Annotated in this window: 25 protein-coding genes and 1 tRNA gene; 9 read left to right on the forward strand and 17 right to left on the reverse strand. The window is 72.7% G+C overall.

Annotated elements, in window-relative coordinates:
- Nucleotides 1-100: 100 nt before the first annotated feature.
- From ACERM0_RS09940 to ACERM0_RS09955, 4 genes are all read right to left on the reverse strand, one after another.
- Nucleotides 101-445 carry a metallopeptidase family protein gene (locus ACERM0_RS09940; RefSeq protein ID WP_373678437.1) on the reverse strand — a complete coding sequence of 115 codons (345 nt, stop codon included), beginning with the start codon at nucleotides 443-445 and terminating at the stop codon, nucleotides 101-103.
- A gap of 98 nt (nucleotides 446-543) precedes the next feature.
- Nucleotides 544-1566 (reverse strand): class II fructose-bisphosphate aldolase, encoded by a 1023-nt coding sequence (gene fbaA / locus ACERM0_RS09945; RefSeq protein WP_373678438.1) that lies wholly within the window; start codon nucleotides 1564-1566, stop codon nucleotides 544-546.
- Between the two features lie 96 nt (nucleotides 1567-1662).
- Nucleotides 1663-3399, reverse strand: a complete 1737-nt coding sequence (locus ACERM0_RS09950; protein WP_373678439.1) for a phospho-sugar mutase — start codon at nucleotides 3397-3399, stop codon at nucleotides 1663-1665.
- Nucleotides 3400-3457: 58 nt separating this feature from the next.
- Nucleotides 3458-3715 (reverse strand): hypothetical protein, encoded by a 258-nt coding sequence (locus ACERM0_RS09955; RefSeq protein WP_373678440.1) that lies wholly within the window; start codon nucleotides 3713-3715, stop codon nucleotides 3458-3460.
- 153 nt (nucleotides 3716-3868) lie between these two features.
- Here ACERM0_RS09955 and ACERM0_RS09960 point away from each other — a divergent pair, with 153 nt between their 5' ends.
- From ACERM0_RS09960 to ACERM0_RS09970, 3 genes are all read left to right on the forward strand, one after another.
- Nucleotides 3869-4669, forward strand: coding sequence for a helix-turn-helix domain-containing protein (locus tag ACERM0_RS09960; RefSeq protein ID WP_373678441.1), 801 nt, complete (start codon nucleotides 3869-3871; stop codon nucleotides 4667-4669).
- A 232-nt stretch (nucleotides 4670-4901) separates the two neighbouring features.
- Nucleotides 4902-5456 carry a hypothetical protein gene (locus ACERM0_RS09965; protein ID WP_373678442.1) on the forward strand — a complete coding sequence of 185 codons (555 nt, stop codon included), beginning with the start codon at nucleotides 4902-4904 and terminating at the stop codon, nucleotides 5454-5456.
- 303 nt (nucleotides 5457-5759) lie between these two features.
- Nucleotides 5760-7604 carry an LVIVD repeat-containing protein gene (locus tag ACERM0_RS09970; RefSeq protein ID WP_373678443.1) on the forward strand — a complete coding sequence of 615 codons (1845 nt, stop codon included), beginning with the start codon at nucleotides 5760-5762 and terminating at the stop codon, nucleotides 7602-7604.
- Nucleotides 7605-7715: 111 nt separating this feature from the next.
- Here ACERM0_RS09970 and ACERM0_RS09975 read toward each other — a convergent pair whose 3' ends face one another.
- From ACERM0_RS09975 to ACERM0_RS09990, 4 genes are read right to left on the reverse strand one after another with little or no spacing between them, the layout of a single operon-like run.
- Nucleotides 7716-8336 carry a TetR/AcrR family transcriptional regulator gene (locus ACERM0_RS09975; protein WP_373678444.1) on the reverse strand — a complete coding sequence of 207 codons (621 nt, stop codon included), beginning with the start codon at nucleotides 8334-8336 and terminating at the stop codon, nucleotides 7716-7718.
- Nucleotides 8333-9490: an acyl-CoA dehydrogenase family protein gene (locus tag ACERM0_RS09980; protein ID WP_373678445.1), complete on the reverse strand. Its 1158-nt coding sequence runs from the start codon at nucleotides 9488-9490 to the stop codon at nucleotides 8333-8335. The genes ACERM0_RS09975 and ACERM0_RS09980 overlap by 4 nt, the downstream gene beginning before the upstream one ends.
- Nucleotides 9491-9503: 13 nt before the next feature.
- A complete protein-coding gene (locus tag ACERM0_RS09985) occupies nucleotides 9504-10694 on the reverse strand; it encodes an acyl-CoA dehydrogenase family protein (protein WP_373678446.1) in 1191 nt (396 codons plus the stop codon).
- A 44-nt stretch (nucleotides 10695-10738) separates the two neighbouring features.
- Complete coding sequence (locus ACERM0_RS09990; RefSeq protein ID WP_373678447.1) at nucleotides 10739-11512, reverse strand: hypothetical protein; 774 nt, start codon at nucleotides 11510-11512, stop codon at nucleotides 10739-10741.
- Between the two features lie 135 nt (nucleotides 11513-11647).
- Between ACERM0_RS09990 and ACERM0_RS09995 the strand changes: the two genes are divergently transcribed.
- Nucleotides 11648-12481 carry a class I SAM-dependent methyltransferase gene (locus ACERM0_RS09995; protein ID WP_373678448.1) on the forward strand — a complete coding sequence of 278 codons (834 nt, stop codon included), beginning with the start codon at nucleotides 11648-11650 and terminating at the stop codon, nucleotides 12479-12481.
- A gap of 6 nt (nucleotides 12482-12487) precedes the next feature.
- Here ACERM0_RS09995 and ACERM0_RS10000 read toward each other — a convergent pair whose 3' ends face one another.
- The 5 genes from ACERM0_RS10000 to ACERM0_RS10020 all read right to left on the reverse strand — a co-directional run bounded on the left by ACERM0_RS10000 (nucleotide 12488) and on the right by ACERM0_RS10020 (nucleotide 15871).
- Entirely contained in the window at nucleotides 12488-13099 is a 612-nt protein-coding gene (locus ACERM0_RS10000; RefSeq protein WP_373678449.1) for an alpha-ketoglutarate-dependent dioxygenase AlkB, read from the reverse strand.
- Nucleotides 13100-13141: 42 nt separating this feature from the next.
- Nucleotides 13142-14035 carry a sucrase ferredoxin gene (locus tag ACERM0_RS10005; RefSeq protein ID WP_373678450.1) on the reverse strand — a complete coding sequence of 298 codons (894 nt, stop codon included), beginning with the start codon at nucleotides 14033-14035 and terminating at the stop codon, nucleotides 13142-13144.
- Nucleotides 14032-15195: a cupin domain-containing protein gene (locus ACERM0_RS10010; RefSeq protein WP_373678451.1), complete on the reverse strand. Its 1164-nt coding sequence runs from the start codon at nucleotides 15193-15195 to the stop codon at nucleotides 14032-14034. Before ACERM0_RS10010 ends, ACERM0_RS10005 begins: the two co-directional genes overlap by 4 nt.
- A 1-nt stretch (nucleotide 15196) precedes the next feature.
- A complete protein-coding gene (locus ACERM0_RS10015) occupies nucleotides 15197-15445 on the reverse strand; it encodes a hypothetical protein (protein WP_373678452.1) in 249 nt (82 codons plus the stop codon).
- Between the two features lie 138 nt (nucleotides 15446-15583).
- Nucleotides 15584-15871, reverse strand: coding sequence for a hypothetical protein (locus tag ACERM0_RS10020; protein WP_373678453.1), 288 nt, complete (start codon nucleotides 15869-15871; stop codon nucleotides 15584-15586).
- Nucleotides 15872-16017: 146 nt separating this feature from the next.
- Between ACERM0_RS10020 and ACERM0_RS10025 the strand changes: the two genes are divergently transcribed.
- The 4 genes from ACERM0_RS10025 (at nucleotide 16018) to ACERM0_RS10040 (ending at nucleotide 19370) form a co-directional block, all read left to right on the forward strand.
- Nucleotides 16018-16431, forward strand: a complete 414-nt coding sequence (locus ACERM0_RS10025; protein ID WP_373678454.1) for a TIGR03668 family PPOX class F420-dependent oxidoreductase — start codon at nucleotides 16018-16020, stop codon at nucleotides 16429-16431.
- A gap of 80 nt (nucleotides 16432-16511) precedes the next feature.
- On the forward strand, nucleotides 16512-17369 hold the full coding sequence (locus ACERM0_RS10030) for an LLM class flavin-dependent oxidoreductase (RefSeq protein WP_373678455.1): 858 nt from the start codon (nucleotides 16512-16514) through the stop codon (nucleotides 17367-17369).
- A gap of 184 nt (nucleotides 17370-17553) precedes the next feature.
- The gene (locus ACERM0_RS10035) at nucleotides 17554-18822 is read left to right on the forward strand and encodes a polysaccharide deacetylase family protein (protein ID WP_373678456.1); all 1269 of its coding nucleotides are present in this window, start codon (nucleotides 17554-17556) and stop codon (nucleotides 18820-18822) included.
- Between the two features lie 89 nt (nucleotides 18823-18911).
- The gene (locus ACERM0_RS10040; RefSeq protein ID WP_373678457.1) at nucleotides 18912-19370 is read left to right on the forward strand and encodes a hypothetical protein; all 459 of its coding nucleotides are present in this window, start codon (nucleotides 18912-18914) and stop codon (nucleotides 19368-19370) included.
- 55 nt (nucleotides 19371-19425) lie between these two features.
- Here ACERM0_RS10040 and ACERM0_RS10045 read toward each other — a convergent pair.
- Both ACERM0_RS10045 and dut read right to left on the reverse strand, forming a co-directional pair.
- Nucleotides 19426-19502, reverse strand: a tRNA-Gly gene (locus tag ACERM0_RS10045).
- A 61-nt stretch (nucleotides 19503-19563) separates the two neighbouring features.
- Nucleotides 19564-20019, reverse strand: coding sequence for a dUTP diphosphatase (gene dut / locus ACERM0_RS10050; RefSeq protein ID WP_373678458.1), 456 nt, complete (start codon nucleotides 20017-20019; stop codon nucleotides 19564-19566).
- 166 nt (nucleotides 20020-20185) lie between these two features.
- Between dut and ACERM0_RS10055 the strand changes: the two genes are divergently transcribed.
- On the forward strand, nucleotides 20186-21130 hold the full coding sequence (locus tag ACERM0_RS10055) for a hypothetical protein (RefSeq protein WP_373678459.1): 945 nt from the start codon (nucleotides 20186-20188) through the stop codon (nucleotides 21128-21130).
- 21 nt (nucleotides 21131-21151) lie between these two features.
- Here ACERM0_RS10055 and ACERM0_RS10060 read toward each other — a convergent pair whose 3' ends face one another.
- Both ACERM0_RS10060 and ACERM0_RS10065 read right to left on the reverse strand, forming a co-directional pair.
- Nucleotides 21152-22606: a wax ester/triacylglycerol synthase family O-acyltransferase gene (locus ACERM0_RS10060; protein WP_373678460.1), complete on the reverse strand. Its 1455-nt coding sequence runs from the start codon at nucleotides 22604-22606 to the stop codon at nucleotides 21152-21154.
- Between the two features lie 49 nt (nucleotides 22607-22655).
- Complete coding sequence (locus tag ACERM0_RS10065; protein WP_373678461.1) at nucleotides 22656-23768, reverse strand: adenylate cyclase regulatory domain-containing protein; 1113 nt, start codon at nucleotides 23766-23768, stop codon at nucleotides 22656-22658.
- Between the last annotated feature and the right edge of the window lie 9 nt (nucleotides 23769-23777).

The raw sequence follows: 23777 nt of genomic DNA on the forward strand, positions 1-23777 counted from the left end.
AGGTGGTGGGTCGCCGCGCGGCCCCATCCGCTCAAACCGCATACCCGAAACCTGACCAGCGTCAGCTTGTGGGCTGGCGGCGCCGGCTGCCGCAGCTGGCCTAGGCCCAGCCGAGGTCGTGGAGACGGTCGTCGTCGATGCCCAGGTGGTGGGCGAACTCGTGCACGACCGTGACGTAGATCTCCTCGACGAGGTCTTCCTCGTCGTCGCAGTAGTCGCACAGCGCGAGGCGGAAGATCCGGATCACGTCGGGCATGGCACCGGCGTACTCCTCGCGCTCGGTCAGCGGGATGCCCTCGTAGATGCCGAGCAGGTCGGGTTCGTCCTCGTGGCGGTCCTCGACCAGGACGACCACGTTGTCGAACTGTTCCCAGAGTTCGTCGGGGACGTCGTCGAGCGCCTTCCCCACCAGTTCCTCGAAGCGCTGCTCGGGGATCGGGTCCACGCGTCTGCCCTGCCCGCCCGCGCGGGGCGTCGTCGCCGGCTGGCCACGGCCGCCGACGGGCCGGCCCACGCTGGGGCGCGGCCCGTCGGCAGCGCGTGTCAGCGGACCTTGGTGCCGGTCGACCGCAGCATCTCGCAGGCCTCGACCACGCGGCGGGCCATCGCCGCTTCCGCGGAAGCGCCCCACCCGCGCGGGTCGTAGACCTTCTTGTTGCCGACCTCGCCGTCGACCTTCAGCACGCCGTCGTAGTTGCGGAACATGTGGTCGGCGACCGGCCGCGTGAAGGCGTACTGCGTGTCGGTGTCGATGTTCATCTTCACCACACCGTGGTCGAGCGCCTCGTGGATCTCGTCGAGGGTCGAACCGGACCCGCCGTGGAAGACGAGGTCGAACGGCTGCTCGACGCCGGTCTTGCCGGCGACGGCGTCCTGGAGGTCCTTGAGGATCGAGGGTCGCAACTGCACGTGGCCCGGCTTGTAGACGCCGTGGACGTTGCCGAACGTCGCCGCCAGCAGGTAGCGGCCGTGCTCTCCCGTGCCGAGTTCCTCGGCGACCCGCATCGCGTCGCCCGGCGTGGAGTACAGCTTGTCGTTCATCTCGCCGACGATGCCGTCCTCCTCGCCGCCGACCACGCCGATCTCCATCTCCATGATGGCCCGGGCGTCACGGCAGGCCGCGAGCAGTTCCTTGGCAATGGACAGGTTCTCCTCGAGTTCGACGGCCGAGCCGTCCCACATGTGGGACTGGAACAGCGGCTGCTCACCGCGGGCGACCCGCTCGCGGGAGATCTCGACCAGCGGCCGCATGAAGTCGTCGAGCTTGTCCTTCGGGCAGTGGTCGGTGTGCAGCGCGATGTTCACCGGGTACTGCTCGGCGACGACCCGGGCGTACTCCGCGAACGCGGTCGCACCGACGACCATGTGCTTCTTCGACGAGCCGGACCAGAAGGCGGCGCCGCCGGTGGAGACCTGGACGATGCCGTCGCTCTCGGCCTCGGCGAAGCCCTGCAGCGCCGCGTTCAGGGTCATGGACGAGGTGACGTTGATCGCCGGGTAGGCGAACGCGCCGCGCTTGGCGCGGTCGAGCATCTCCTCGTAGGCCTCGGGGGTCGCGATCGGCATGGGATCTCCTGCGGTGGATCGAGGTTGGTGGGTGGGCGACGAATCGGACGGCGAGCCTCGGCGACCGGGGCGGTCAGGCTGGCGGGCAGGATCCAATCAGTTCAGACCGACGAACGCGGCCAGGTCGGTGGCGACCGCGGCGGCGCGCTGCAGCAGTTCCTCGGCGCGGGTGTCGAGGTCCTCGTCGGGGCGCAGCTCGCCGCGGAGGTCGACGTAGATCTTCAGCTTGGGTTCGGTACCCGACGGGCGGATGAGGGCTCGCCCGTCGGTGAGCTCGAGCGCCACCATGTCGTGCGCCTCGAGCCAGGGCGGACGCTCCTCGGCGCCGACGCGGTAGTCGAGGCTCGACAGGACCTGCTGTCCGGCCAGTTCCTCGGGAACCTGCGTCTCCAGCACGGCCATCGCCTGCGCGATCTCCGCGAGGCCGGCGCTTCCGGGACGCGTGATCGAGTGCTGGTGGCTGACCCACAGGCCGTGGCGCCGGTAGAGCTCCTCGAGCCGGTCGCGGACGGTGCGGCCCTCCGCCGCCAGCGAACGGGCCAGCCCGGCGAACGCGACGGCAGCGCCGATGCCGTCCTTGTCGCGCACGACGGTCCCGACCGAGGAGCCGAGCGCTTCCTCGAAGCCGTACACGAACGAGCGGCCCTCGGCCCGCTCCAGGTCCCGTGCGGCGGCGCAAATCCACTTGAACCCGGTCAGCGTGAATTCCGCGTGCGCGCCGTACTTGGCGGCGACGTCGCGGAACATGGGCGTGGACACGATCGAGGCAACCACCAGCGGCCGGTCCGCGTCCGTGCCGGCCAGCAGGTGGTCGGTGAGCAGCACGCCGATCTGGTTGCCGGTCAGCAGCCGGTAGCCGCCGTTGCCGTCGGGCACCGCCGCCGCCAGGCGGTCGGCGTCCGGGTCGTTGGCGAGGACGAGCGTCGCATCCACCTCCCGGGCCAGCTCCAGCGCCGCGTCCATGGCGCCCGGCTCCTCGGGGTTCGGGAACCGGACGGTCGGGAACCGGCCGTCGGGCTCCGCCTGCGAGGGCACCAGGTGCAGGTCGTGGAACCCGGCCTCGCCCATGGCGCGCTGGACCAACTCACCACCGACGCCGTGGAGGGGGGTGTAGACGATGGTCAGGTCGGGACCGGGCGTGTCGGGCCGCGCGGCAGCGAGCTCGCCGAGGTAGCGGTCGACGACCTCGGCGGGGACCGGCGCCACCAGTTCGCTGGCCAGCGGGTCCGCCAGCGGGATGTCGACCGCCGGACCCGCGGCCTCGATGGCCGCCGCGATGGCGGCGTCCGTCGGCGGCACGATCTGCGCCGCACCCTCGGCATACACCTTGTAGCCGTTGTACTCGGGCGGGTTGTGGCTGGCGGTGATGACCACGGCGGCCGCGGCGTCCAGGACGCGCTGCGCGTAGGCGACCAGCGGGGTCGGCCGCGGCGACGGGAACCACCGCACCTTCAGCCCGGCGCCCGCGAACACCGCCACCGCCTCGCGCGCGAACTCCTCGGAGTCGACGCGGGCGTCGAAGCCGACGACGACTCCGCGCTCGGCGGCGCCGGGCACCGTCGCGAGCAAGTGGTCGGCCAGCCCGCGACTCGTGCGCCGGACCACGGCGCGGTTCATGCGGTTGGTGCCCGCGCCGACGATCCCCCGGAGCCCGGCCGTGCCGAACTCCAGGCCGACACCGACGCGCTCGAGCAGCTCTGCCTGGTCGCCCGCGTCGAGCAACGCCTGCAGCTCCGCGCGGGTGGACTCGTCGGGGTCCCCCGCGATCCAGGCACTGGCACGCGCCTGGAGGTCGCCGAGGGTCGGGCCGGATTCCGTGACGTGTTCGCTCATGCGCGCAGAGCCTAGGGGCCGCGCGCGGATCGGCCCACCCCGTCGGCCCTGCGCCTGGTCACCGCCGCGCGCCGGCCATCCGGCTTCGCGCTCCGGACCGCCGTGCCCGGACCAGACCGACCGCGGCCAGGATCAGCAGGACGTCGCCCACGCCGGCGAGCGTCCAGCGCAGCCACGTCGGCGCACCGAACGGATCGGCCACCGCCAGCGCGAGCAGCACCACGCCGGCGACGAGGTCGACGACGGCGGCAGTCGGCAGACGACGCGGTGCCTGCCCGGTGGCGGCCGCGGTGGTGGGACGGACGGTGCTGGTCATGAGGCTTCCTCCTCGACGTGCCGGCGGTTCGCCGGCGGGTCCTGCCACCCTGCGGTCGCCACGTCACACCGTCGATGACCTGGGAGGTAACGGACGCCGGTGCGGCCCGGACGTACGGTGCCGACGTAGCCAGGGCGAGACCGGAGGATCCGCGTGAGCAGCGCCGAGCGAGTCGTCGAGAGCTTCGGTGACCGGTTGCGGGACTGGCGCGAGCGGCGCCGGTGCACACAGCTGGACCTCTCCCTGGCGACCGGCGTCTCCACACGCCACCTCTCGTTCCTGGAGACCGGCCGGTCGCGGCCGAGCCGCGACATGGTCCTGACCCTCGCCGACGCGCTGGACGTCCCGCTGCGCGAGCGCAACCGGCTCCTGACCGCGGCGGGGTTCGCGCCGTCCTACGGGCACCGGCCGCTGCAGGCGCCGGAGTTGTCGGCGGTGCGGCAGGCCGTCGACACGGTGCTGCGCGGGCACCTGCCGAACCCGGCGCTGGCGGTCGACGGCCGGTGGAACCTCGTCGACATGAACGCGGCCGTCGCCGTCCTGGTCGACGGCGTCGCCGCACACCTGCTGGAGCCGCCGGCGAACGTCTATCGGGCCACCCTGCACCCGGACGGCATCGCGCCGCGGATCCGCAACCTCGACGAGGTGGCCCATCACCTGCTCGGGCGGCTCCGCCGCGAGGTGGAACTGTCCGGGGACAAGGCGCTGGCCGACCTGCTCGCCGAGGTCGAGCGCTACCCGACCGTCCGCGCGCTGCCGCGCCACCTCGACGTCCCCGCCGAGGTGGTGCTGCCGGTCCGCCTGCGGCACCCGGCGGGCGAGTTGGCCTTCTTCACGACCATGACGACCTTCGGCACGCCGGTGGACGTGACGGTGGCCGAGCTCGCGATCGAGACGTTCTTCCCGTTCGACGCGACGACGGCGGCACGCCTCCGCGAACTCGTCCCGGCGTGACGCTGCCTGGGACGTGACCGCCCGGCGGGTAGGTGGCCGCGTCGGTGTGCGGGGTGTGTGGGGCCGAGGCGGTGGACGCGCCCGGGTGGGGCGCAAAGGTCCCGGCCGGGTCGGGACCTTCCGCGCGCCAGGTCAGGCCTTGCGACCGGCGATACGAACCGTCGCACCGTCGACACTCCCTTCCAACGGCACCGACACCGGCGCCACCACCCACCGAACAAGCGAGACCCACATGAGCACCGACCTCACCACCGGCCGCGCCCAGGGCACCGCCCCCAAGATCGAACTCCACCTGCGCCCCAACCGGCTGTTCACCCTCGTCGCCTTCGCCGCCATCATCATCGGCGCCTTCTCCGCCCTCGGCGGCATCGGCGGCGCCATCTACACCTACCGCACCGCCGCCGTGGAGAACATCGTCACCCCCGACGACGCCGCCATCCCCGGCATCGCCGTGCGCGGCCCGATCTCCATGTGGGTCCAGTCCGACATCATCACCCACCACCAGCTCGAGTCCACCGAAGGGCTGCGCTACGCCGAGATGGAACGCATGGTCCCCCAGATCGACGAAGCCACCGGCGAGGTCGTGCTCGACGAGGCCGGCGAACCCGTCATGGTCCCCAACGACGCCCGCATGAGCTGGATCACCGCCACCTCGCTCACCACCGTGCTCGCCCTCGGAATCCTGTCCTACGCCTTCTCCGCCTTCGCCTTCGTGGTCGGCCTGACCCTGCTCGGCCTCGGCCTGGTCGTCCTCAAGCTCCGCCGCGACGCCGTCGCCTTCGCCTGACGAACCCAGCTCGCCTCTCTCGCAGAGGCTCCGACTCCCAGGGGTGGGGTCGGCAAGGGCCGGTGGTCTTCCCAGACCGCCGGCCCTTGCGCATGCCTTGCGCCCTCGGCCGATCGGCCGTCGTGGGCGCGCGTCGACCCAATTGGTCGCAATTGTCGCCCACACGAATATTGTCGTCGCGCCTCCAATCCCGGACGGCACGGGAGCGCCGCCGGGATCGCCGTCGGAGAGCGGCGCCATGGGAGGCCTCACGTGACCTGGGAGGGTGTACGTATGAGATTCACGTTCCGTCGCATGGGACGGATGCCCAGGGCCGGACGTCGCTCGCTGGCGATCACGGCCTCGGTAGCACTGCTGGCGGGGGCCCTGCCGACGGCGGCCTTCGCGCAGCTTCCTTCGACCGACGACCCACGCGTCGGGCTCGGCGGTGGCGCCTTCGACGCCGAGACCGCGACGCTGGGCATGGAGCAGACCGGGTTCTTCGACAAGCGTGAGAGTCCGTTCTTCGACCCCGCGACCAGTCTGAGTCCCAACGTTGCGGCCGCGATCGGGACGGCCAACTCGGACATGGCGTTCACCGGCGACCACGTCATCCACGGCAACTGGCGCGGCTTCCAGATCTACGACATCTCCGACCCGAGCAACCCGACGCTGCGCACGGAGGTCCTCTGCCCCGGCGGCCAGGGTGACGTCAACGTCCACGGCAACCTGCTCTTCCACTCGGTGGAGCAAGCCACCGCTCGCGTCGACTGCGGCGCGCAGGGCACGCTGCCCGGGGACCAGCCCGACCCCGAACGGTTCCGTGGTGTGCGCATCTGGGACATCAGCGACCTCGACAATCCGTTCCAAGTGGCGGCCGTGCAGACGTGCCGCGGGTCGCACACGAACCGCCTGGTCGAGGACCCGAACGACCCGACGCGGGTCTACATCTACAACAACGGCACCTCCACGTTCCGGCACCCCGACGAGGAGCCGGGCTGCACCGACCACCCGCTGACCACCGACCCGGTGACCGACGAGAACGTCGACCGCTGGCAGATCGAGGTCATCGAGGTGCCTCTGGCCAACCCGGCGGCAGCCCGGATCGTCAACGAGGCCAGGCTGTTCGCCGACGAGGAAACCGGGGCGCTGAACGGGCTCAACAACACGCAGTCCGGTGCGCTGCATCCGTGCGCAACCGCTGCCGAGGGTTCGTGTGCACCGGCCGGTGCCGCCTACTCGCCGCTTCCGAACACCAACACCTGCCACGACATCACGGCCTACCCGGAGATCGGCCTGGCCGCCGGCGCCTGCCAGGGCAACGGCATCCTGATCGACATCTCCGACCCGGCCGACCCCGTGCGGATCGACGCCGTCGCGGACCCGAACTTCTCGTACTGGCACTCGGCGAACTTCAGCAACGACGGCACGAAGGTGCTGTTCACCGACGAGTGGGGCGGCGGCACCGGTCCCCGGTGCGCGGCGAACCACCAGCTGTCCTGGGGCGCGAATGCCCTGTTCGAGATCGTGGACGGCAAGCTCGAGTTCGCCAGCTACTACAAGCTGCCGGCTCCCCAGACGAACACGGAGAACTGCGTCGCCCACCAGGCGAACATCGTGCCCGTGCCCGGCCGTGACGTCATCGTCCAGGCCTGGTACCAGGGCGGCATCTCCATGTTCGACTGGACCGACCCGAAGAACCCGTTCGAGATCGGTTACTTCGACCGCGGCCCGATCGACGAGGAAGTGATGATCCTCGGTGGGCACTGGTCGGGCTACTGGTACAACGGCAACGTCTTCGGCGCGGAGATCGCCCGCGGCCTGGACGTCCTCGACCTGACGCCGACGGACGACCTGACCGCGAACGAGATCGAGGCCGCCAAGACGGTCCAACTCGACGAGCACAACGCGATGTCGATGCGCATGATCACGTGGGAGCCCAGCTTCCCGCTGATCCGCGCGACCATCGACCAGCTCGCCCGTGACGGTTCACTGGCGGCCAACAAGGCGAAGCAGGTTTACGGCTTCGTGGAGCGCGCCGAGCGGTTCGCCGACGGTCCGCAGCGCAACGCGGCCAAGCCGCAGCTGCAGAACGCGCTGAAGCAGTTGAACAGCGCGGACCACCAGCGGCTGATCGACGCCATCAACGACGTGATGGCCACCCTGTAGCCATCGCGTCCGGGCAACGAAGCGCCCGGCCCGACCGCACCCGCTCGAGCGGTGCGCGTCCGGGCCGGGCGCTTCCCGCCGTGCAGCGGGTACCCGAGTTCGCCGGTCGCCTCAGCGGGCCACGGCACGGTCGAGCACCGCGTCCGCGAGCGAACGCAACAGCTCACGCCGTTGCGGCACGCGCTGTGCCTCGGGGTTGAGCGCGGCCGAGTCGATCAGGCCGTGCACGGCCAGGACCGCGGTGCGGGCGTCCTCGTCGGACAGCGCGGGCGCGCCCCGTCGGAGCGCGTCGACCCACGCGTCGACGTAGCGACGGTGGTTGCGGGCCGCCAGCCGCCGGTAGTCCGCCGGCAGGTGACGCAACTCGCGTACCAGCAGCACCAGCGCCGACGGCTGACCGAGTGCGAGCTCCAGCTGGGCGTCCAGGAGGGTCCGCACGGCCTCGCCGGGCGGCTGGGCCGCGGCCCGGTCGATGGCCGGTCGCAGCTGCTCCCAGATCCGGTCGAGCACCGCCATCAGCAGCGCGTCCTTGGACGCGAAGTGGCGGTACAGACCCGGACCGGTGATGCCGGCGGCGGCGCCCAGGTCGTCGACGCTAGTGCCGTGGAAGCCGTGTTCGAGGAACAACTGCTCGGCGGCGTCCAGGACGGCTTCGCGACGGCGCTGGCCGCGCGTGGTCGACGTCCGCCCCGACGTCGGGGCCGGGACGGACGCCGCTGCCGGCTCGTTCACAGGCTGAGCACGTCGCCCAGCAGGCGGCGGTGCAGGTGCGGGTCGCCCAGGAGCAGCTTCGTGGCCTTGGCCCGCTTGAAGTACAGGTGTGCGTCGTGCTCCCAGGTGAAGCCGATGCCGCCGGCCAACTGGATGCCGTCGGCGGCGATCGTCTCGTACACCTCGCTGCACAGCGCCTTGGCCATCGGCGCCGCGATGGCGATCTCCTGCCGATCCCCCGCGGCGATCGCGCGGGCGGCGTGCAGGGCGGCCGATCGTGCGGCCTCGAGCTTGACGAGGTCCTCGGCGAGGCGGTGCTTGACCGCCTGGAACGAGCCGATGGCACGACCGAACTGGATGCGCTCGCGGGCGTAGGCCGTGGTCGTGGACAGCACCTCCTGGGCGCCGCCGACCTGCTCGCAGGCCAGCGCCACCACGCCGGCCGCGATGCCGTCGTGCAGGGCCGTGATGGGATCACCGCCGGTGAGCGCCGCCTCGGCGTCCACGTGCACGCCGTCGAAGCGCAGCGTCGCGAGCGGGCGCGTGAGGTCGAGGGCGGGCAGCGGCTCACGGCTCAATCCGGCGGCGTCGCCCGGGACGGCGAACAGTGCCAGGCCGTCGTCGGTGACGGCGGCCGTGAGCAGCAGGTCCGCGGTGTGCCCGTCGATCACGTACCCGGCAGTGCCCGTCAGGCGCCAGCCATCGCCGTCGCGGGTGGCCCGGACACCGGGATCAGCGGTCAGGCGACCGCGCTCGTCGAGGTGGGCCAGGGCCAGGCGGGTCGCGCCGGTCGCCACGTCGGGCAGCCAGCGCTGGAGCTGCTGGGACGTGCCGGCCCGTTGCAGCACGGTCGTGCCCAGCACCGCCGACGACAGCAGCGGCACGGGCAGCAGCCGCTTGCCCGCCTCCTCGACCACGATGGCGAGCTCCACGAACGTCGAGCCGGCACCCCCGTGCGCCTCGGGGACCGTCAGGCCGAGCAGCCCGTACTCGCCCAGCTCCTTCCAGGCGGCGTCGTCGACGCCGGCGTCGGTCTGCATCACCTCGCGGACGCGTTCCGAGGTGGCTCGTGAGCCGAGGAAGTCGCGCAGCATCCCCCGCAGCTGTTGCTGCTCGTCGGTCTCCACGAACGTGACGGTCATCTCGCCCTCGTGGGGCGTGGTCTGGGTCGTCATGGCGTACTCCTCGTCAGCTGCGCGGGACGTCGCGCCAGGCGACGTTCTTGTCGACGCGCGGCTCGCCGGGCAGACCCAGCACGCGCTCCCCCAGGATGTTCTTCATGATCTCGCTGGTGCCGCCCTCGATGGAGTTGGCCCGTGCCCGCAGGAACGCCTTGTGCGGGTCCTCGGTGCGGGTGGCGGTCAGCTCCGGGCGCACGAACTCGTAACCGCCCGGGTAGGTCACCCCCTCGGGCCCCATGAGGTCGATGGCGAACGAGGTGATGGCCTTGTTGAGGTCCGCCCAGTGCAGCTTCGCGGTCGAACCCTCGGGGCCGGGCGTGCCGCGGCGGGCGGCCTCGCCGGCCCGGATGGCCGTGAGCCGCAGCGCCTCGGCCTCGATCCAGTAGCCCAGCAACTGGTCGCGCGCGACGGGGTCGGACCCGTCGGTGCGCTTCCACGCCTCCACGGCGTGGGCGATCGCGCCGCTGCCGCGCGGGGCGACGTTCCCGCCGATGGCGACCCGCTCGTTCATCAGTGTGGTCATCGCGACGGTCCAGCCCTCGCCGACGGCACCGATCCGCATGGAGTCGGGGATGTGGACGTCGTCGAAGTAGACCTCGTTGAACTCCGCCTCACCGGTGATCTGGTACAGCGGCCGGACGTCGACGCCCTCGGCCTCCATGTCGACCACGAAGTAGGTGAGCCCGGCGTGCTTCGGCACGTCCGGATCGGTGCGGGTGACGAGCAGACCCCACTTGGCGAGGTGCGCGAGCGTGTTCCACACCTTCTGGCCGTTGACGATCCACGTGTCGCCCTCGCGCACGGCGGTCGTCGACAGTGCCGCCAGGTCGGATCCGGCGCCCGGCTCCGAGAAGAGCTGACACCAGATCTCCTCGGTCGTGAACATCGGGCGCAGGAAGCGCCGCTGCTGCTCCTCGGTGCCGTGCGCCAGCAGCGTGCCGGCGCCCATGCCGATGCCGAGGATGTTCAGGTACCGGTTGCGGATCGAGCCGCCGGCCGCCTCGATGCGCCGGTTGACCTCGGCCTGCCAGCGCGGACTGACGCCCAGGCCGCCCACCCCCTCGGGGAACTGGACCCAGGCCAGGCCGTGGTCGAACTGGGCGCCCCAGAACTCCGGTTCCGGCGTGTCCGCCGGCGGATGTGCGGCGAACAAGGCCTGGAGTTGCGCTTCGACCTGCTCGCGTTCGTCCGTGCTCACGCGCCGGCTCCCTCCCGAAAGTGAACGATCACTAACAGGAAAGGCTAGCGCGCCCTTCGCGACGTCGTGCGACTGGCGCGGCCGGCGCGGCTGGCGCCGTAAGTGGGCCGGCGCAGCCGGTTGAGCCACCCGACCGGCCGCAGTTCCGGCCCGGTGTGCCAGGGATCGAAGTCGAGGTGCTCGTCGTCACCGGGCACCACGGGGACGGCCGCCGGCCCGGGCGAGGCTGTCGGGGCTGCTGAATCCGCGTGTGTCGGCCGCGTGGGCGGCCCCGCTCGAAGGACCCCGAGGACCACCCCGTCCGCCGTGCCCAGACGCACCTCGAAGTCCGGCGGCCGGGCGACACGCCCGGAGGCGAGCGCGGCGTAGGTGACCGGCGCCGACCCGTCGAGCGCTCGGGCCAGGACGGGTCGGCGTGTCCCGCCCGGGAGCCGATACGGGAGCAGGCTCGTGAACGCGCCGCCGGCCACGTCCCGTGCCAGGCGCAGCAGATGTCGACCGATCCGGCCACGGCCACCGGAGGCCAGCAGCAGGTCCTGGTCGCGTCCGGGGCCATGGACGTCCAGCACCTTCACGGCCAGTCCGAGGACGTCGGGCAGCGTCGCGGGCAGTCCGATGCCGTGGGAGATGCGCAGGCGTGCCGGCCGGTGGCCCGCCGCCAGGGACGAGCCCGGCAGTTCGTCGGCCGCGGCCGCCGTCGGTTCCCAGCGCGCGGCGTAGACCAGGCCGTGGGGATGGAAGGCCCGTGCCCCGCGCAGCCAGGAGGCGACGCGGAACAACGTCACCAGCACCGGCATGTCGGCCTCCGCGGGCTGCATCGGGCATCGCCTGGCGGGCGTACCGCACGGTGGCCGCGGGCGCCGCGCCGGCCCCGGTCGCGTGCCGGGTCGCCGGGGCGCACGTCACCGTCCTGGACTAGCGTGGGTCGGCTGCCGTCGGCCAGGAGCGCCAGCGTGGACGAACATGCCCGCACCAACCTCGCCAACTGGGAGGCGCGGACGCCCATCCATGCGGCCAGCGAGGCCTACGGCCTGCAGCGCTACGTCGACGACCCGAGCCGCCTGTCCGACGTGGTCGCCCACGACGCGCCGTTCCTCGGGGACCTGACGGGGCTGCGGGTCGTGCACCTGCAGTGTCACATCGGCACGGACACGCTGTCGCTGGCACGTCTGGGGGGCGAGGTGACGGGGGTCGACTTCTCGCCGTCCGCGATCGCGGTGGCGCGCGACCTCGCGGAGCGGGCCGGTCCCCCGGTCCGGTACGTCCAGGCGTCGGTCGACGAGGTGCCCGAGGCATTGCCGGAGACGTTCGACGTCGTCTACACGGGCGTCGGCGCGTTGAACTGGCTGCCGTCGGTGTCGCGGTGGGCGCGGATCGTGGCGGGTCTGCTCGCGCCCGGCGGTCGGCTCTACCTGCGCGAGGGGCATCCGATGCTGAACGCGCTCGACGACGAGCGCGACGACGAACTGCTGGTGGTGGCCCATCCCTACTTCGAGCAGCCGGCGCCCACCGAATGGGTGACGCCGACGACCTACACCGGTGACGACACGCCGGTGTCGGCACCGGTGACGCGCGAGTGGGCCCACGGGCTCGGCGAGACAGTGCAAGCCGTGCTGGACGCGGGGCTGCGGCTCACGCGCCTCGCCGAGCACGCCGAGTTGGAGTGGGCGTTCTTCGACTGGATGCGGCGCAACGAGGCCGGGCGCTACGAGCTGCCGAACGGACGCGAACGCCTGCCGCTGATGTACACGCTCGAGGCCGTCAGAACTCGAGACCACGCCGGCTGATGGAGGTCACGGGTAGGCGTGCCGGTAGGTGAGGCTGATCCGCGGCCCGGCGTCGGCCACCTTCGGCACGGTGTGCTGCCACGTGCGCTGGCAGCTGCCGCCCATGACCAGCAGGTCGCCGTTGCCCAGCGAGAAGCCGAGGCTCGCTCCGCCGCCCCGCGGACGCAGCCGGAACGTCCGCGCGGCGCCGACGGAGACGATCGCGATGACCGCCTCGGGCAGGTCACGTGCGATGCGGTCGCCGTGCCAGGCCACCGAGTCACGACCGTCGCGGTAGAGATTCGCGCCGATGCGCTCGAAGTGGCGGCCGTAGCGGGCGTCGAGCACCCGTCCGAGCTCGGCCAGCACCTCCAGACCTGCGGGCGGCTCCGCGACCGGGATCGATGCCGTGAGTCGGGGCTGCAGGAGTTCCTGCCCGTGCAGGCGCTCGGTGCGCTGGCCCCACGGCAGCGACGCCAACGCGGTCGCGAAGACCTCGTCGGCGCCGGCCAGCCAGCCCGGCAGGTGGTCGACCCAGGCACCGGCCGCGAGCTCGTGGCGGAGGAGGCCGGGCATGGCGGGGTCGAAGGTCGGCGATCGTCCGCCGAGGAGTGATCCCTGCCACGCGAGCTCCGTCATGCCACCACGGTACCGAACATCCGTTCGATCACCAGTGGGTGCTCACTCCTCGCGCAATTCGAGTAGTTCGTAGCGCGGCGCCACGGCGGTGGCGCCCGCGCACGTGAGCCGTGCGGGCGTGCCGTCCCGGCGCGTGCGCACCTCGACGACCACGTCGGGGCCGGCAAGGCGGCGAAACCGCACCCGGTGGCGGTCGTCCTGACGATCGACCGAGACGACACGCAGCGCGTCGGCGCCCTGGATGCCCAGCCGCTCGCGGACCAGTACTTCCGCGGCCTGGACGGCGAAGGGGTGGGCGGAACGCCCGCGGAAGTGCTCGAGGGTGATCCGCCCACCCTCGTGCGCAGCCACGACGACCCGGGCGGTGTCGGCGTCCAGCTGACCGTAGAACAAGCCGTCCGGCAGGCACACCACGTTGCCGGCGAACCGGTCACCGCCGACGTGCGAGCACTCCCACACCCGCTCGCCCACCTGCTCGAGCAGCGCCTGCGCCACCGGGAGACCGAACTTGGCGCAGCAGGGGTCGTGCTTGCCGTTGGTACACACCAGGTACAGCGGGTCGAGCACCCGCAGCCCACCAACGGTCTGTCCTTCGCGCAGGGCATCCAGGTCGAGGTCGAGCACCTGCTGGACGTGCTCGAGCGCGAACGACTCCAGCCAGCCACCGATGCCCTGGCTGGTGCCGGCGTACAACGTCCGTTCCGTGCCCAGCGGTCGCTGGCCGCCGGGGCGCCGGAGCAGCAGCACCCGGGCCGGCAGGGCTCGTGACCAGTCCAGCAGCCGGTCGCGGACGGCCGGCGGGAGGTCGGAGTCCTGGAGTGCCTCGGCGCCCCACGGTCCGGGTTGTTCCAGCAGGATCCAGCGGCGGGCGCGCGACGCGGTTCCCAGCGGAGGTTCCGCACGTGTCCGCGAGTCCAGCGCGCACAGATCGGTCACGCCGGCTCGCCACCGGTCCCCCGGTCGACGGTCAGCAGTCCCTCACGCAGCAGCCGGCGGCAGAGCACCAGGCGGCTGTTCGGATCCAGGTGCGCATCGAGGTCCGCCGGCCGGAAGCGGCCGTCCTGCAGCACCTGTTCGAGGGCCGGCCGCAGCGGCGCCGGCAGACGGAGCCGTCGATCGGGCAGCACGAGTTCGACGACCTCCCCGGCGTCCACCAGGCGGGCGCCGAGGTACGGCCGCACCCGGAGCGGGGTCGCGTCGTCGAGGTGGTCCAGTGCGAGCAGGTCGCGCAGGCCACCGCTGCGGTCGGGCACCCGCGCCGACCAGAAGGACGCCGCGGACGCCTCGAGGGCCGCGTCGACGTCGGCGCCGCGCAGCGCGATCGCGAGCCGGTCGAGGTGCTCGGCCAACTGCTCGCGGTGGACGAGCGGGTCGCCGGCCCAGCCGCCGGGCAGGGTCTGGTCGAGGTCGGCGCTGGCGAGGGCCGTGTCGACGGCGCGCCGGACGAGCGACGACCATCGCACCGTGCGCACCCCGATCGTGAGGTGGAGCGACGGCTGCTCGAGGGTCTGGGCGGCGTGGCGGGTGCCGGCCGGCAGGTACAGCACGTCTCCGGGCTTGAGCTCGAGGTCCCAGGGCTCCGACTGGCCGGGCGGGTGCACGACCCACCGCTTGACACCGTGGGTCTGCACGGCGAAGACGTCGTGCGGGTCCTCGTGCAGGTGCAGCCCCTGTGCGACTGGCGGCGTCAGGTAGGCGTTGGCCTGCACGGGATGGGTCAGTTCCGCCTCCAGGGCGCGGCACAGCTCCGCGACCGGCGGCCAGGAGCGGTGCAGACCCTGCAGCACGATGCTGGCGCCGTCGTCGAACGCGGCGTGCACGGCCGCGACGTCGATCAGGTCGTCGACCTGGCGAGAGCCGATTCGGACCCGGCGGGTGACCTGCCCCGCGGGCAGCGTCACGCCGTCCTCGACCAGCCGGAACGCCGGCGCGCGGAGCCCCGAGCCGGCCACCAGGTCGTCGACGTGCGCAAGCGAAAGGACGTCGTCGTAGGCGTCGGGAGCGCTGGCCGGGACGTGCAACGGGGCCTTCCCGAACGTGGTGTCCAGGAAGGCCCTCGCGTCCCCGACCAGTCGTGTCAGGGACGAGGTCGGCATGTCAGGCGTCGGTGCCGTCCACGTCGGCCCCGTCGCCGTCGGCGGCGTCGGTGGCGTCCCCGTCGGCGTCCGCGCCGTCGGCATCGGTGCCGTCCGCGTCGGTGCCGTCCGCGTCGGTGCCGTCGGCGTCCGCCGCGTCGCCGTCACGCACGTCGGTCGCGTCGCCGTCCTGCACGTCGGCGGTGGTGGTCGTGGCGGTCGCGGTGCCGACCGTCTCCATGTCGGCGTCCGTCAGGCCTTCAACGCGCATGCTCGTCCTCCGGGCTCGAAACGTCGTGTCGCGAGCGTAGGCGGCAGCCGACCACCGGGGTCGGGGCCGTCCGGGCAGGCCGGAGATGGACGCATTGCGCGTGCGAAACGGGCACTGCCGACAGGTCGCGTGACCGGCTCAGCTGCCGTTGCCGTCGCCCGGGCGCCAGCTCAACATGGCGTCGGTGAGCCGGCCGTTGCGTGCGGTGAGGAACTGGCGGCGGGCACGCGCATCCGCCCCGGCGGGGAGCAGACGGAGTTCGGCCACGTTGGCAGACACCTGCCGCTCGGCTTCCACCGCGCAGGCCCGCGAGCAGACCGTGCCCGCGGGCGCCTCGTCCCCGCACACCACGCACCCCGTGAGCTCGAGGGCGTCGAGGTCCGCCTCGGTGGGCGGTGGGGTGGCGGGTGGTGGTGGGAGCAGCATGGCGGCCTCGATGTCGCGCTTCGACGTCGCCAGGTCCCCGTGGTCTCGACACCCGACCAGAAGACCGTACCGCCGAAGTGGACACCGCGCAATGACCGTGATAGGCGGTTGCGAGGCGCACCATCCCGCCCCGAACGAGGTCGCCAATGGAGGCCGAGGAGGCGCGCCGACGCTTCGCCGCCGCCCGGGTCGCACGCCTGGCGACCGTGGCCCCCGACGGCATGCCGCACCTCGTCCCGGTCGTGCATGCGGTCGAGGGCGACCGTGTCCATTTCGTCGTGGACCACAAACGCAAGCGCACCACGCGCCTGCGCCGCCTCGAGAACCTGCGTCACGACCCCCGCTGCGCGCTGCTGGTCGACCACTACGACGAGGACTGGTCGCGGCTGTGGTGGGTGCGCGCGGACGGGTCGGCGGAGATCGTCGACGCCCCCGCGGCCGACCACCCCGGATTGTCCCTTCTCGTGCAGCGATATCGGGCGTACCGTGAGAGCGTGCCGCCCGGCCCCCTCGTCGTGGTGACCGTGCGGCGCTGGAGCGGGTGGCTCGCGTCCCCTTGAGAAGCGACGGCGGGCCGGTCCGACCGGCTCCGGCCGGTCGGACCGCCCGCCGTCGGGAACGCCGAGGGAACGGCAACGGCATGGACATCGGGATCGGGCTCCCCAACACGGTCCCGGGTGCGACCGGCGCCAGCCTGTTGGACTGGGCCCGACGCGCCGACCGGGCCGGGTTCTCCAGCCTGGCGACGATCGGCGCACTCGACTACCCCGGCTACGAGGAGCTGACACTGTTCGCGGCGGCCGGCGCCGTCACGGAGCGCATCCGCTTCATGAGCAACGTGCTGATCGCCCCCTTGCGCAGCGCCGCGGAGCTGGCCAAGCAGGCCGCGAGCGTGGACCAGTTGACGGGCGGACGGCTGACGCTCGGGCTGTCGATCGGCTGGCGCGCCAGCGACTACGCCCTCGCCGAGCGCGACTACCGCTCGCGGGGGCGGCGATTCGACGCGCAGTTGCGTGACCTTCGCGCCGCACTGGACGGCGAGCCATTCGACGGCGGGTCGCGCCCCGTCGTGCCACCGTCCGTCCAGGCGCCGATCCCCATCGTCATCGGCGGCACCTCGGACGCCGCGGTCCGCCGCGTGGTGGAGTTCGGCGCGGGCTGGAGCGCCGGCGGCGCCCCGATCGAGGCCACCAAGGCGATGATCGACCGCGTCCGCACGGCATGGCAACGAGCGGGCCGGGACGGGGAGCCGAGGTTCGTGGCGCTGGCCTACTTCGGCCTCGGCGACACGCTCGAGCGCTCGCGCGCTTACCTGCTGGACTACTACGCGCCCATGGGCGACATGGCTGCCGTCGTCGCCGACGGCGCGCTGCGCTCCCCCGAGGCGATCCGCGACGCCCTCGCGGCGTTCGCCGATGTCGGCATCCACGAGGTGATCCTCGACCCGACGGTGGCGGACCCGGACCAGGTGGACCGGTTGGCCGACGTCGTCCTCTGACGACGGATCGTCCCTTTCGCCCGGCCGGCCCGACCAGGTGGCGTAGGCGCGCGCTGGCGTCGCACGTCGCCGAGCCAGCGGCAACGTTCGGCCACATACCTGCGTCGTCGGCGTCATCGTGGACGTCGAGGACGAAGGACGGGGAATGGTCGCAACGGGGGGCCGGCGCCTGCCGTGCGTCGGGATGCTCCGACGCACCGCCGCGACGGTGACACTGGTCGTCACGCTCACGGCCGGCTGGGCGCTGCCGACGCCGCCCGCGCACGCGGCCGTCACACCGTGCTCGCGCGGGACGGTCGCGCTGACGTTCGACGACGGACCGCACGCGCGCTCCACGCCGCGGGTGCTGGACGTGCTCGCGGGCCGCCGCGTCAAGGCGACCTTCTTCCAGGTCGGTTCGATGGTGGCGGCCAACCCCGCCGTCGCTCGGCGGGTGCACGCCGACGGGCACGTGCTGGCCAACCACACCTATCGGCACGAGAACCTGACCCGGCTGGGCAATGCCGACATCCGGCGCACGATCGACCGGACCAACCGCGCCATCGTCGGTATCGGCGCGCCGAAGCCGACCCTCGTCCGACCACCCTACGGCGCCACCTCGACCCGCGTCCGTGACGTGATCAGCGGCATGGGCATGCGACAGCTGCTGTGGGACGTCGACCCGCAGGACTGGCGTTCCGGACGTTCGGCCGCCACGATCCGGGACCTCGTGCTGCGAGGTCTGCGCGACGGCGCCGTCGTGTTGTTGCACGACGCGTCCGCGAACGTCGACCGCAGCATCGCCGCTCTGCCGGCCATCATCGACGGCGCCCGCAGCCGGGGGTACTGCCTCGGCACGCTCGACCAGGCGGGCCGGGTGGTGCCGCCGGTCCCGGCCGCGCGGATCGATGACGTCGAGGTGACCGAGGGAGCGGCCGGCACGAAACGTTCCGCCGTGCTGACGGTGCGACTGTCGGAGCCGACGAGCCGCGCGGTCAGCATCGACTGGACCACGGTCGACGGCAGCGCCGTCGCCGGTGAGGACTACAAGGCGGCGAGCGGCACCCTGACGATCCCGCGGGGCGCGACCCGCGGCACCATCAAGGTGACCGTCCGTGGCGACGACCTCGACGAACCGAACGAACGCTTCACCATCCGGCTGCGCTCGCCCGCCGGCGTGACGCTCGCCCGCGCCAAGGCCCGCGTCACCATCCTCGACGATGATCCGCCCGCGGCCAGCACGAAGGCCGACGCCTCCGCCGAGCGCGACGCCGGCGAGGGGGCCGCCGACACCGCCCAGACGCCTGACGCCCCGGCCGACGCCGACGTACCGACCGGCGCGCCGACGGAGGACGGCGACGCCGCGACCGGGGCCACCGCCGAGGAGGACGTGCAGGAGGCGGACGACGACAGCGGAGCTCCGACCGGACCGGCGACCGAGGCGAGTGACGCCGGCACGGGCGGCGACCCGTAGGCCGTCCGGTGGCCTCCTCCGAGGCCCTCCTCCCCTGGCAGGCGATGCCACGGCGTCGTTCGCTGGAGGAGAGGCCGGAGGAGGGTGCCATGACCACGACACGCGTACCGGAACTCACGCGCCGACACCCCACCGCCGCGAACCGCGCCGGTTACGTCGTCGCCATCGCCGTCAACGGATTGCTGCTGTGGGTCGCCGGCCGGCTGCTCGACTGGGGCTGGCCCGGGTTCCTGACCGAAGACTTCACCGAGGTGCTGCCGCTGCTGACCGTGTCGTTGGTCGCCGGCATGCTCGCCAACGCCGCGTTCCTCGTCCGCGACCGCGGGGCCTTCCGAGCGCTCGCCGACCTCGTGACGACCACGGTGGGTCTGGCCGTCGCCGTCCGGCTCTGGGACGTCTTCCCGTTCGACTTCGCGGGCTACCCGCAGGACTGGTCCTGGCTGGTCCGCGTCGGCCTGGCCGTCGGCATCGTCGGCGGCACGATCGCCATCGTCGTGAACCTCGTCCGCCTCGTCCGCTGCGGCCTCGGCGGCGCCAGCGACACGTGACGCACCTACCCGAGAAACGACGAAACCCCGCCGGAGCGGGGTTCTGTCGTCGTTCTGGAGCGGATGACGAGATTCGAACTCGCGACCTCCACCTTGGCAAGGTGGCGCTCTAGCCAACTGAGCTACATCCGCGTGCGGTCCGGGAAGGTAACCGCTCGGGCCCGACCGAGCAAAACCGTTCGGCGCCGGTGCGTCAGGCGAGCACCGCGCCGCGTCCCGTGGATCCGAAGCCGCCGCTACCGCGCATCGTGTCGTCCAATTCGTCCACTTCCTGCACCACGGCGCGACCCACCCGCTGGAGGAGCAACTGGGCCACCCGCTCCCCCTGCCCCAGCGTGACCGTCCGGTCGCCGAGGTTGCACAGCAGCACGAGCACCTCGCCGCGATAGCCCGCGTCGATGGTGCCCGGCGCGTTGGCCACGGTGACGCCGTGCCGTCGCGCGAGGCCGGACCGCGGGTGCACCAGCCCGACCCAGCCCGTCGGGATCGCCACCGCCAACCCCGTCGGCACCGCGGCGCGACCGCCGGGCGGCAGGGTCACCTCCTCGACGCTGGTGAGGTCGAGTCCCGCGTCGCCGGGATGCGCGTACGCGGGGAGCACCGCATCCGGGTGCAGTCGGCGGACCCGCAGGGGCACCTCGTCGTCCATGCGTGTTCCTCTCCTGGGTGCGCCACGCGCCCAGCGACCCGTCCATGTGGCGCCGGCCGGGCGGACAGGTGCCGGCCGGGACGTCGCGCTCGGGACCGTACCCTCGACCACCGACCGCGCCCTCACGGGGGCGCGTTTGCTTTGTCCCACTTCCCCCGAGGTTTCCATGCCTGCTTCCCGACCCGGGCGCGCCACCGCCGGACTCGTCGGCGTGCTGCTCGCCGTCGGTGCCACCGGCGCCGTCCTCGACGCCCGCAACACCACCGCCGAGGCGCAGCGCGCCGAACTGGCGGCGGCGCGCGGCGAACTGAACCGCGACCTCGCGGCCCTGCGCGCGACCCTCTCCTCGCCCGCCCACGACGCCCAGCAGACCGCGGCAGCGCTGCAGGTCGTCGCCGCAGAGGCCGTGACCGGCTCCGAGCGTGACGCCGACCGGGTCGCCGAGGACGCCCAGCGGCTGACCGACGACCTGGCACGCCAGGCCGACCGGCTCGAGGACGCCGCCGACCATCCGCTGCCCTCGCGACCGGCCGCGCTGCCCGTGGAGAGCGCCGACCCCCTCTTCGCCCGGCTGCAGCCACTGGACGACCAGACCCTCACGGTCGCCGAGCACCTGCGCGCCTCGGCGAACGAAGTCCTGGCGCTGACCACGGCGGCCACCGCGCTGCAGGAGGCCGCCGCCACCTACGCGGCCGCGACCGACGACCTGCCCGAGGGCGACGACCCGGACGTCCACGCGCGTGCCTGGCGCCAGGAGCGTGAGCGGCTGGCGGCGTACCGCGAGGCCGTCGAGGAAGCCGCCGACGTGGAGGGCCTGCACCAGCTCGCGGCCGCGCACGGCCACCTGCTCGACGCGCTCGAGGAACTGGCGGCCGACGCGCTGGCGGCACTCGACGACGACGACGTGGACGCCTACAACGACCGCGTCGCCGACGGGATCGGTGACGACGCGCTGGAGACCTGGCGCGAGGAGCTGCGTTCGGGCGCCGAGCAGGCGCTCGAGGCGGCACCGCTTCGCCACCTGGAGCGTTCGCGGGCGCTGACCCTGGGCCTCATCAAGGAGCTGGACAACGTGCGGCGCAGCTCCAACGGCACGCTCGCCCTCGGTTGACCGGCCGCGGCGCCGACGCGGTCAAGACGCCTCGACGGCGTCCACCGCGTCGGCACAGCGCAGCAGTTCCGCGAACGCGTCGCGCAGGTGGCCGGTCACGCGCTCGACGTCGGGCAGCGCGTCGTAGTCGGCCGTGAACCCGAAGTTGAGCCACCCGTCGATCGACGTCAGCCCGACCGCGTACGACTGGGTCGCGGCCAGCGGCGTGAACGGGAAGGCCCCGAGCAGGCGCGCACCGAGGCAGTAGACCGGTAGCTGCGGGCCGGGCACGTTGGTGACGAGGAAGTTGAACAGCCGGCTGCTCACGGCCGCACGCGACGCCATCGCGTGCAGCGTCGGCGGCGCGAACTCCGACAGGCCGATGAGGAAGCCGGCACCCACGGCGTGATGGCTGGACTTGACCTCGCGCATCGCCTCGTGGCAGACCCGCAGGCGTTCGATCGGGTCCATCTCGAAGACCGGCAGGTCCACGAACACGGCGACCACGCGGTTGCCCAGAACGTGGGACTCGGAGCCGGCGCGGGTGCTGACGGGCACCATCGCACGCAGCCACAGCCCGTCGGTGACGGCGCCATGGTCGCGCAGATAGCGGCCGGTCGCGTCGGCGACCGCCGCGAGCACGACGTCGTTGACCGTGGTGCCGAACGCGTTCTTGATCCGCTTGGCGTCGTCCAGCGCGATGCGCTGGATCGCGAAGCGGCGGTGCGGTCCCGGCGCCTGGTTGAGCAGCGAACGCGGGGCGGTCCGGATCAGCGTCGAACGGGCCATCGACGCCGCCGCCCGGGTGACCGACAGCGCCCGGCGCGCCGACTTGGTCGGCGCGTCCAGCAGCCTCCGCCCGGAGGCGAGCAGCTGCGCGGGGCTGGTCACCGCGTCGCGTACCGCGTCACCGAACAGCTGGGCCGTCCCGGGTGGCGGGGCCGGCGTCCACGGCTCGGGCTCGGGCAGCGACGCGTCGGCCTCGGGGCTGACGTCCAGCATGACGGTCGCGATGTCGATGCCCGCCAGCCCGTCGATCATGGCGTGGTGGTTCTTGCCCAGCAACGCGAACCGTCCGTCCTCGAGCCCCTCGATGACGTAGAGCTCCCACAGCGGCCGGTCGCGGTCCAGCGGGCGCGAGAGGATCCGGGCGCAGTACTCGGTCAGCTGGGTGATCGTCCCCGGCTTCGGCAGCGCCGCGTGACGCACGTGGTAGGACAGGTCGAAGTGGGCGTCGTCGACCCACACCGGATTGCCCAGCTGCAAGGGCGGGTGGGCGAGCTTCTGCCGGTAGCGCGGGACCAGGTGCAGGCGCGAGCGGACGAGGTCCAGGAAGCGGGCGTAGTCGAAGTCGTGCGGGCTGCCCTGTTCCTTGCCGGGCGGGTCGAAGACGAACAGGCCCCCGACGTGCATGTGGCGGGTCGGACCCTCCATGTTCAGGAAGGCCGCGTCCAGTGCCGTCAGTCGGTCGCCATGTGCCTGGGTGCGCTCGTCCACGCCGGTCCTTCCCACCGTGAGCCAGCCTACTGTCGTCCGCCGGGGCGTCTCAGCGAGCCCGCACCGCCACCGGCCGGCGCACGCCGATGCCCCGCAGCCGTACGGGCCGCAGCCGGCGCGGCGAGAGCTCCTCGGGCACGACGTCGTGCAGGTCGTCGTCGATCAGCAGACTCCACGGCCGTGCGAGGTCGGTCAGCCGCGCGGCCCGGTTCACCGGCGGCCCGTAGATGTCGCCCTCGCGGACCAGCGCCGCCCCGGCGGCCATCCCGCCGCGAAGCGGCACGTCCTCGAGCTCCGGGACGGGCGTGGTCAACTCCACCATCGCACCGATCAGCAACGCCGGGTCGGCCGCCACCAGCATGGCCGCGTCGCCGAGGTACTTGACCACCGTGACCTGGCGGTCCGGCGAGGTGACGTCGACCACCCGCTCCTCGAAGGCGTCGAGCACGTCGTCGAGGCCGGACGGATCCACCCGCGACGACAGCGACGTCCACCCGACGACGTCGACGAAGCCGACCGCCAACTCGACCTCGGCATCCTCGGTGCGTGTCAGCATGGCGGCCAGTTCCGTGCTGAGCTGGTGCTCCAGCTGCAGGCCGTACGTGATGGTGAGCACGTCGCGGGCGACCTCGTCGAGGCGGCGCGCCGTCTCCGCCAGTCCCGAGGCGACGGCGAGGTCGTCGGCACCAGCCTGGCGCATGGGCAGCAGCACCTCGTCGCGCACGACGCCGAGGTCACTGCGGGCCACCGTGCTGAGCGCGGTACCGCGCGCCCGTGCGGAGCGCACGACCGCCTCGACCGGCAGCAGCTGCAGCAGGGCGCGCAGGTGGCGTGCCCAGCGCAGGTCCGTGTCCGAATAGCGGTCCGGCAGCGGCAGCCCGCTGGCGACGCGCACCCGCTGGAGGAGCTCGGCGGGAACGTCGGCTCGCTGCGAGAGCTCCTGCAGGTCGTAGCGCGGCTCGTCGCCCAGCACGCGCTGGGCCAGGACCAGCGGCACGCGGCCCTCGGCCACGGCCGCGCGGGCCTGGTCGGCGGGCACCCCCAGTTCGAGCAGCGCCTGCTCCGTGGCGCGGTCCTCGTCGGTCAGCGGACGCGGCCGACCCAGCACGTCCCGGACGAACTGCGGCAGTTCGCCGGTCAGGTCCTGCGAGGAGTCGGCCACCTCGATGCC

Source organism: Egicoccus sp. AB-alg2, from assembly GCF_041821065.1.
Lineage (GTDB): Bacteria > Actinomycetota > Nitriliruptoria > Nitriliruptorales > Nitriliruptoraceae > Egicoccus.

What these genes read in the sequence shown, in the direction of transcription:
- fbaA (WP_373678438.1), bottom strand. Translation starts at nt 1,566, where the DNA reads ATGCCGATCGCGACCCCCGAGGCCTACGAGGAGATGCTCGACCGCGCC.
- ACERM0_RS09950 (WP_373678439.1), bottom strand. Translation starts at nt 3,399, where the DNA reads ATGAGCGAACACGTCACGGAATCCGGCCCGACCCTCGGCGACCTCCAG.
- ACERM0_RS09955 (WP_373678440.1), bottom strand. Translation starts at nt 3,715, where the DNA reads ATGACCAGCACCGTCCGTCCCACCACCGCGGCCGCCACCGGGCAGGCA.
- ACERM0_RS09965 (WP_373678442.1), top strand. Translation starts at nt 4,902, where the DNA reads ATGAGCACCGACCTCACCACCGGCCGCGCCCAGGGCACCGCCCCCAAG.
- ACERM0_RS09970 (WP_373678443.1), top strand. Translation starts at nt 5,760, where the DNA reads ATGCCCAGGGCCGGACGTCGCTCGCTGGCGATCACGGCCTCGGTAGCA.
- ACERM0_RS09980 (WP_373678445.1), bottom strand. Translation starts at nt 9,490, where the DNA reads ATGACGACCCAGACCACGCCCCACGAGGGCGAGATGACCGTCACGTTC.
- ACERM0_RS09990 (WP_373678447.1), bottom strand. Translation starts at nt 11,512, where the DNA reads ATGCAGCCCGCGGAGGCCGACATGCCGGTGCTGGTGACGTTGTTCCGC.
- ACERM0_RS10000 (WP_373678449.1), bottom strand. Translation starts at nt 13,099, where the DNA reads ATGACGGAGCTCGCGTGGCAGGGATCACTCCTCGGCGGACGATCGCCG.
- ACERM0_RS10010 (WP_373678451.1), bottom strand. Translation starts at nt 15,195, where the DNA reads ATGCCGACCTCGTCCCTGACACGACTGGTCGGGGACGCGAGGGCCTTC.
- ACERM0_RS10015 (WP_373678452.1), bottom strand. Translation starts at nt 15,445, where the DNA reads ATGCGCGTTGAAGGCCTGACGGACGCCGACATGGAGACGGTCGGCACC.
- ACERM0_RS10020 (WP_373678453.1), bottom strand. Translation starts at nt 15,871, where the DNA reads ATGCTGCTCCCACCACCACCCGCCACCCCACCGCCCACCGAGGCGGAC.
- ACERM0_RS10025 (WP_373678454.1), top strand. Translation starts at nt 16,018, where the DNA reads ATGGAGGCCGAGGAGGCGCGCCGACGCTTCGCCGCCGCCCGGGTCGCA.
- ACERM0_RS10030 (WP_373678455.1), top strand. Translation starts at nt 16,512, where the DNA reads ATGGACATCGGGATCGGGCTCCCCAACACGGTCCCGGGTGCGACCGGC.
- ACERM0_RS10035 (WP_373678456.1), top strand. Translation starts at nt 17,554, where the DNA reads ATGCTCCGACGCACCGCCGCGACGGTGACACTGGTCGTCACGCTCACG.
- ACERM0_RS10040 (WP_373678457.1), top strand. Translation starts at nt 18,912, where the DNA reads ATGACCACGACACGCGTACCGGAACTCACGCGCCGACACCCCACCGCC.
- dut (WP_373678458.1), bottom strand. Translation starts at nt 20,019, where the DNA reads ATGGACGACGAGGTGCCCCTGCGGGTCCGCCGACTGCACCCGGATGCG.
- ACERM0_RS10055 (WP_373678459.1), top strand. Translation starts at nt 20,186, where the DNA reads ATGCCTGCTTCCCGACCCGGGCGCGCCACCGCCGGACTCGTCGGCGTG.